Raw genomic sequence first — 6,458 nt, 5'->3', positions numbered from 1 at the left:
TCTTTAGGCGGAAGTGGCTCAGGTAAACGGCTGTCGCGCACACAGGCGACCAAGGCATCGACTACCGCACTTTGTAGTTCAAGCTTTACATCCTCTGGTGTCTCATCATGATAACTCCAAGGCCCCGTAATATAGGGTGCCCTCTAGATGAGCCAAGGACATCGGGGTGTCGTTATTTATAGTCATAGTCTTGGATTCTTGGTTCGTTTAACTCAGATTTTGCCTAGCTTTCAGAATAAATGCAATAACATCATGCCATTGTATTATAGAAAACTGTTGTATCGTCAATTTTTAACAGAATTTTATCTACAAGTAAACAATTCAACTAAAAGCTCTTTACCCCAAGCTATACAAAGCTAATACACGATAAACACAGGATCACACCGGCGGCGCATACCGCTCACAAGCGAAGACCAAAACTGACAAGTGATTAGCTATGTGAAATGATTTACAATTCAGGCGACTATACAACCCCCTCCATCATATAAATAAGCATGAGCGACCACAGTATGGACAACAGCGACTCCGCAAGCCCCAAAGGCCGTCATTCAAAATTTCAAATCTTTCGAGCCAACGGCGCTGAATCACTAATGGATTCAGGCAATATGAGTGTTGAATTTCCTAGCGATGTACGCCCCCAAGTAACCGAGGCATCCAAACATGGCCTACTTGACGGCGACCAAGTCAAAGTTCTCTTTGACCTACCGGGCTTCAGCCTAATTCACGCTTGGATCAAGAAAAACTACCCACTGTCATTACACACCCATGACACCGACTGCCTGTATTTTATCGTGTCTGGCGAATTACGCTTAGGTAATGAGCTGCTGGGCAAAGGCGACGGTTTTTTTGTACCCGCCAATGTCCCCTACACCTACCTCGCGGTTGGCGACAACGGAGTGGAAATATTAGAGTTTCGTCACAGCGGGCAATTCAACTTCAAGTCTTTATCCAAAGGTAATTTTTGGAACAAGGCCATTGAAACCTGCAAAGCGGAGCAAGCAGCTTGGCAACACGCAATATCACCATTGGCGCTTAATGCCCAACACGACGACACGGAGAATGCAAAATGAGCGAACAAACACAGGCAATATTAGACGCAGTAGCCGACCGCTTCTGGACGGCACTCGACAAAGGCAATATGGACGAAGTGATGGCTTGCTGCCTGCCATCTGCGACCACCTGGCATAACTTCGATCAAAAACTGCAAGACTTCGCAGAAACCAAAGCATCGTTAAGCAGCTTTGTGGAAAACTCGATCTCTCGACACACCCGCGATATTCAACGCGAGTATTTTTCCGATGGCTTTGTACAAGAGCATATTCTTGAGGTTCAATTTAAACCCGAGTCACCAAAAGTTGCTTGGCATATCTGCGTGCTAATGCGCTTCAAGGATGGCAAAATTAATTCGCTGCGCGAGTACATAGCACCCCAAGCGAGCTTTACGCCCTGATTCAGCAAGGCGCTAGCTGCACTTAGGGGCGCACTGACAACGCGCGCCACGGTGGTCCGAGATTACTGCCCCAGACCGCCGTCTAGACTAGCTAACGGCCTTCTTAGCTCTGGGTTTACGCGGCGCCCTTTTTGGCTTCGCGCCTCCCCCTGCTGCCGCAATCATGTCGCGCATTGCCTCCTCAAGACACTGTCGATAGAAATCTGGATCCGGAAGAAGATCGCGACAGGCAGTGAATGACACCATAAATCCACCGTTATAACTGGATACGCTATGCAGTAAAGCACCTCCGTGCAACAGTGGCGGACACCCTGAGGACTGCACTAACTTCGCGCCCAATAAATAGAGTGGAGTCATTGGTCCCGGCACATTAGTCACCATGGTATTTATAACCGCTTTCGCGTTAACACTAATTACCGGCATGACTCGACCAACCGCGCCAACCAGCGCGCCGGGTAAATTGTGCACGACTTCAAGCAGCACTTTCATCACCACGCCCGACTGTACCGCTTTCTTCTCTCTGGTTTCCGCAGAGATTGCTGCCAAGCGCTCAATTGGATTGACAATATCCGTGTGCATTGAGGTAAAGATCACCGAGACTTGATTACCGCTCGCGCCAGCGTTTTCTGGGGTGCGGGTAGAAATGGGCACAGCGGTAACAAGTGATTCTGCCGGTAGCTCGCCCTTGGCGTCCAGGTAACGGCGCATACCCTCGGAAACTATGGTCAGACAAACATCATTGATAGTCGCACCAGGAACTTCTTTGCGAATAAGTTTCAATTCATCAAGGGTGCAACGCGCCTCATCAAAAATGCGATGCGCAGAAACCGGCGCATTGAATATAGTTGCTGGCACCTTCCGATCTCGCGCGTCCTCTTCTTTCTTATCGCTGCGCAAATCATCTAAGGCGGAACGCAACAACTTTGAGCTATTGGACATCAATAGTTTCGCAATTGCCAAAGGCTTACGAATACTATGAATACCAGCACGACGGAGTAGTTCGCGATTACCTGGCGTAATCTCAGGCTGCCAGTTATCCTCTAGGACTGCGACGGGTTTATCTGGGCTGTCTTGATGAAGTACGGTCGCCAAACCCACCCCCGACTCACCATCTATCGCACAGTGGTGGATCTTTAGTACCGTTGCAAAGCAACCTGGCGGCAAACCTTTGATGCTGTCAAGACCTTCAATCACCGTCATTTCCCACGGTGGACGGGTCATATCAAGCGGGCGTGACACCAGACGCGAGACCTGCTCACGAAACTGCACCCAACTACCTGGTTTCGGTAATGCTAAATGGCGCATATGAAAGCGCAGATCGAAATCTTCATCCTCGACCCAGTAGGCGTAATCTAAATCAAAGGGCACGCGCACAATCTTCGATCTAAATCGATTCGCAGCGGGCAGGCTTACTCGAACAGCCTCGAAAATCTCTTCAAAGCTTGGCGCCTTATCTGGACATGTTGAGGGATCATAGACACTGATCATCGATATGTGACACGGGGTTTTCACCGTTTCCATTAACAGCAGCGCGGCATCTATTGGGTTAAGTTGTTGCATACTTCCTCCATCACTAAATAATTATTGAGCCCGAAAAAATCGTTCTGACGTTAATGGCTAAGTAAAACAACAGTTCAGCGCAGAGAAGCTTTTGGGCTGACCTTTAACTCACCACTATTCTCTTCTTCCAAAGTTTCTACCAAGTATTGGCTAGATAACTTCCTATCCACATCACTCTTGGCGAACACGCTATCGAGAAATGCGTGGGCAGCCAAGGTTGTAAACATATGCTGACGACTTGCTTTCATCGCAAGCTTAACCAGGGGTTTGGTCGGCACCTCACTTTCGCCGGGATCCAGAATGCCCATGGGCTGACCGCCGAGCATGCCCGGGAAATCAAATTGCCGCAGGGCGTCTTCACTCTTCTCGCCCGCAAACATGAGGCAAGCAATGCTGTCCGGGTTTTTAAACATCCACAGCAAGGTGGACGCCTGCTGGGCAAACCCTGCATGCGAACCCATTTTTAGCGTGAGCAAAGTACAGTCTGGAATACGCTCGAATGCGGTAAGGGCGTGCACGGCATAGGGCACAATCGAATCGGTATCTGCATAAACCATCAGCGTCGGCACCGCAGGATTGGCAAAAAATCGGGAAGAAAACATACTCGTCGGGCCGCCAATACATATAGCAGCTTTAATTCGCGGGTCCCGCAATTCCTGGTGAAAGGTCGTCAACATCGAAGTCAAGCAGCCTAGGGACAAGCCCACCGCGGCAATGCGATCAGGGTCTATCGTTTCGAATAGAGCGTCATTGGGATTAGCGTTACGTGCTAATAGTTGATCCAATACAAAACGAACATCACCTGGCTGATTGACAATATCGAGCCCATTAGGCTTGTCCGGAGCATGACGACTCGTCAGTGGAAAATCAAAAGCAACAACCGTATAACCGTGGCTGGCCAGAAATCTTGCCAAATACAAACCTTCGCGCCGATTGGACATAAAGCCATGACAATAAACCAGCAGCGGCCCAGCCTCTAGCTTAGCTGCGGGACGCCATACCTCTCCCTTCAAAATACGGTAGGGAGTGCCTTTGAATCGATTATAGGCAGGGCTCGGCCGCGTATCATCCCGCCACTCAAATCGCTCACTAATAACGCCGACCGCACCGGGGCGAAAGCGAGATTGACTTTGCTCCCCATTGGGCGAGGTCTTCGCGGCAACACGCAGCAAATAACGACCAAGGAGGGCTGGAATAACGGCTATTGCCTTACGATTGCGCGCAGTCTTCATACTTCATTATTATCCAAATGAAACGTCAACTCACTCGCGAGACAATACCCTGCCTCAGTTAGCCAACGCCGCTAAAAATAGGGCAATGGAGCCCACTCGGCTATGCTGATCCGCCACCATCGATTACGAGCTAAAACCAATTCTCAATAAGCAGCTGACTTAGCCTTTAAATACATTGAGCCAGTGCCATTGCATTATAATATGCCATGCTTGCAAAAGAACACAAAAGCAATATTGGTAATTAATAACAATCCGTCAGCTTTTATAAGGCCAAGCTGAGTCACAACCCCTCGAAACCAAAGGACCACTCAAGGGCTGAAAACACATCACCCCTACACGAGCTTTACCCCAAATACCCTATCCCCATGCGCAATGACCGAACCATAACTTACGCAAATCAACCTACACATTTTATGCGTCTTACAGAGTCTAAGTCGCAGCGCCGCTTTTTTTCAGCCAGCGATGACTATTAAAATACACAACCGCAACCATCGCATTGAGCACCGCACCCGCGAGTTGCGAATACCACAGACCGTATTCGCCCCAAAAACTTGGTCGCGATAACAAATAAGCCAGTGGAATTTGATTTAACCAGATACCCGCCAAGGTTAGCACCATGGTATTAAAGGTATCTCCTGCACCTCGAAATGCGCCGCGTAAAGCCAACAAAATCGCGATCAACGGCATCGACAACATAAACACCCGCAGCACAAAACTACCGCTGGCGACCAGCTGTATATCCCCCGGCACAAAAAGGTTAATAATTGTCTCTGCCGACAGAAAAACAACGACACTCATAACGGACATCATTGCAAAGTTAAACAGCGCCGCAATTCTAGTCATACGGATCGCAAGTGAAATATTCCCCGCACCAATGCTTTGCCCAACCAGTATCGATACCGCCATAGAAATACTAAACGCTGGAATAATCGCAAATGAATACAAACGAAAAACGATCCCGTAAGCTGCCACTGCCACAGTACCAAAAGCGGCAACCAACACCGTCATGATCGACAAGACCACGGCTTGCATAGAATGCTCAACTGACGCCGGGACGCCAAGTCGAAATATCTGCCCAATCATCGGCCAATCAGGCAGTAGATCTTTCAGGCGAATCTTTAAACCAAAGCGGGCCTGTAACATTAACTGCAAACCCAGCACCGCGGTAATTAACTGAGTTATAAGCGTTGCGTAGGCCGCGCCGCTTACCCCTACAGCGGGCATGGGCCCCCAGCCAAAAATAAATAAAGGATCGAGAACTGCATTAATAATCACACTCGACAAAATAATCGGTAATGGTGCCTTCGACTCCCCCATGCCGCGCAAAATCGCTATTGCCGCGGAGCTGAGCGTTAATACCAAGGCACTGGCAAAGGTAATCCGCAGATAGCTGAGCGTCGCATCAAAAATCGACGCATCAACCCCCATTAGCACCAAAATCTGCGGCGCGAGAAAATAGCCCGCAACGCTTAGCGCGACAGAAAACCCACTGAGGCAGGTTAAGGTTTGAGCTGCCACCTTATTCACATCATCGTGTCGCTTCGCGCCAATACTTTGCGCGATCAATATCGAGCCTGCCAACGACAAGCCTCCACCAAGGGAAATCAACAACAAGTTTATCGGCAGGCATATCGACACGACCGCAACCGCATCAGCACCTAAGCGCCCTACCCACAGCGCGTTTATGATGTGGTAAACCGTTTGCACAAGACCTGCAATAACCATTGGCCCAGCCAAGCGTAGGATTTGCGATAGCACCTCGCGATTGCTCACTAGCGTCATATCCGATTCAGCACTTTGCACAGCGGCCACAGTCATCCTTTTATAATCGCGGCAGCATCACTATCGCCACCCTTGCTGTCAGCGTCGTCGCTCTCCACGCGCTGCACAATAAGTCGAGCAAGCTTTGGGGTAATCCAGCGCTCAACATTCTCAACCATCACGTAAACAACGGGCACCAAAACCAGCGAAAGCACCGTCGAGCTTATCAAACCACCGATAACAGCAATCGCCATAGGCGAGCGAAACTCCGAGCCTTCGCCCAACCCCAAGGCAGTCGGAATCATTCCCGCCCCCATCGCCAGTGTCGTCATCACAATTGGCCGAGAGCGCTCACGACAAGCCAAAATCAGCGCTTCTTTTTGAGGTATACCTTCTCGCGTTCGCTCAATAGTGTATTCCACCAACAAAATTGAATTTTTCGCCGATAGCCCCAT

6 protein-coding genes are annotated in these 6,458 nt (G+C 49.5%); 2 read left to right on the top strand and 4 right to left on the bottom strand.

What is annotated here, in order from left to right; all coding sequences use genetic code 11:
* The first annotated feature begins 605 nt into the window (after positions 1–605).
* On the top strand, positions 606–1,070 hold the full coding sequence (locus tag ABYT30_RS13840) for a cupin domain-containing protein (RefSeq protein ID WP_373097051.1): 465 nt from the start codon (positions 606–608) through the stop codon (positions 1,068–1,070).
* Positions 1,067–1,450, top strand: a complete 384-nt coding sequence (locus tag ABYT30_RS13835) for a nuclear transport factor 2 family protein (protein WP_373097048.1) — start codon at positions 1,067–1,069, stop codon at positions 1,448–1,450. The genes ABYT30_RS13840 and ABYT30_RS13835 overlap by 4 nt, the downstream gene beginning before the upstream one ends.
* An 87-nt stretch (positions 1,451–1,537) precedes the next feature.
* Here ABYT30_RS13835 and ABYT30_RS13830 read toward each other — a convergent pair whose 3' ends face one another.
* From ABYT30_RS13830 to ABYT30_RS13815, 4 genes are all read right to left on the bottom strand, one after another.
* Positions 1,538–3,010, bottom strand: coding sequence for a wax ester/triacylglycerol synthase family O-acyltransferase (locus ABYT30_RS13830; RefSeq protein WP_373097046.1), 1,473 nt, complete (start codon positions 3,008–3,010; stop codon positions 1,538–1,540).
* Between the two features lie 74 nt (positions 3,011–3,084).
* Positions 3,085–4,242, bottom strand: coding sequence for an alpha/beta hydrolase family protein (locus ABYT30_RS13825; protein ID WP_373077489.1), 1,158 nt, complete (start codon positions 4,240–4,242; stop codon positions 3,085–3,087).
* A 429-nt stretch (positions 4,243–4,671) separates the two neighbouring features.
* Positions 4,672–6,054, bottom strand: a complete 1,383-nt coding sequence (locus ABYT30_RS13820; protein ID WP_373077486.1) for an MATE family efflux transporter — start codon at positions 6,052–6,054, stop codon at positions 4,672–4,674.
* 2 nt (positions 6,055–6,056) lie between these two features.
* Positions 6,057–6,458: efflux RND transporter permease subunit (locus ABYT30_RS13815; protein ID WP_373097043.1), on the bottom strand; the 402-nt coding region annotated here is incomplete at its 5' end.

The organism is Zhongshania sp., from assembly GCF_041623545.1.
Lineage (GTDB): Bacteria > Pseudomonadota > Gammaproteobacteria > Pseudomonadales > Spongiibacteraceae > Spongiibacter.
Note: the sequence above shows the minus strand (reverse complement) of the source record. Positions and strands in the feature narration are given on the sequence as shown.

Coding starts and splice junctions, on each gene's coding strand:
- ABYT30_RS13835 (WP_373097048.1), top strand. CDS start 1,067: ATGAGCGAACAAACACAGGCAATATTAGACGCAGTAGCCGACCGCTTC.
- ABYT30_RS13830 (WP_373097046.1), bottom strand. CDS start 3,010: ATGCAACAACTTAACCCAATAGATGCCGCGCTGCTGTTAATGGAAACG.
- ABYT30_RS13825 (WP_373077489.1), bottom strand. CDS start 4,242: ATGAAGACTGCGCGCAATCGTAAGGCAATAGCCGTTATTCCAGCCCTC.
- ABYT30_RS13840 (WP_373097051.1), top strand. CDS start 606: ATGAGTGTTGAATTTCCTAGCGATGTACGCCCCCAAGTAACCGAGGCA.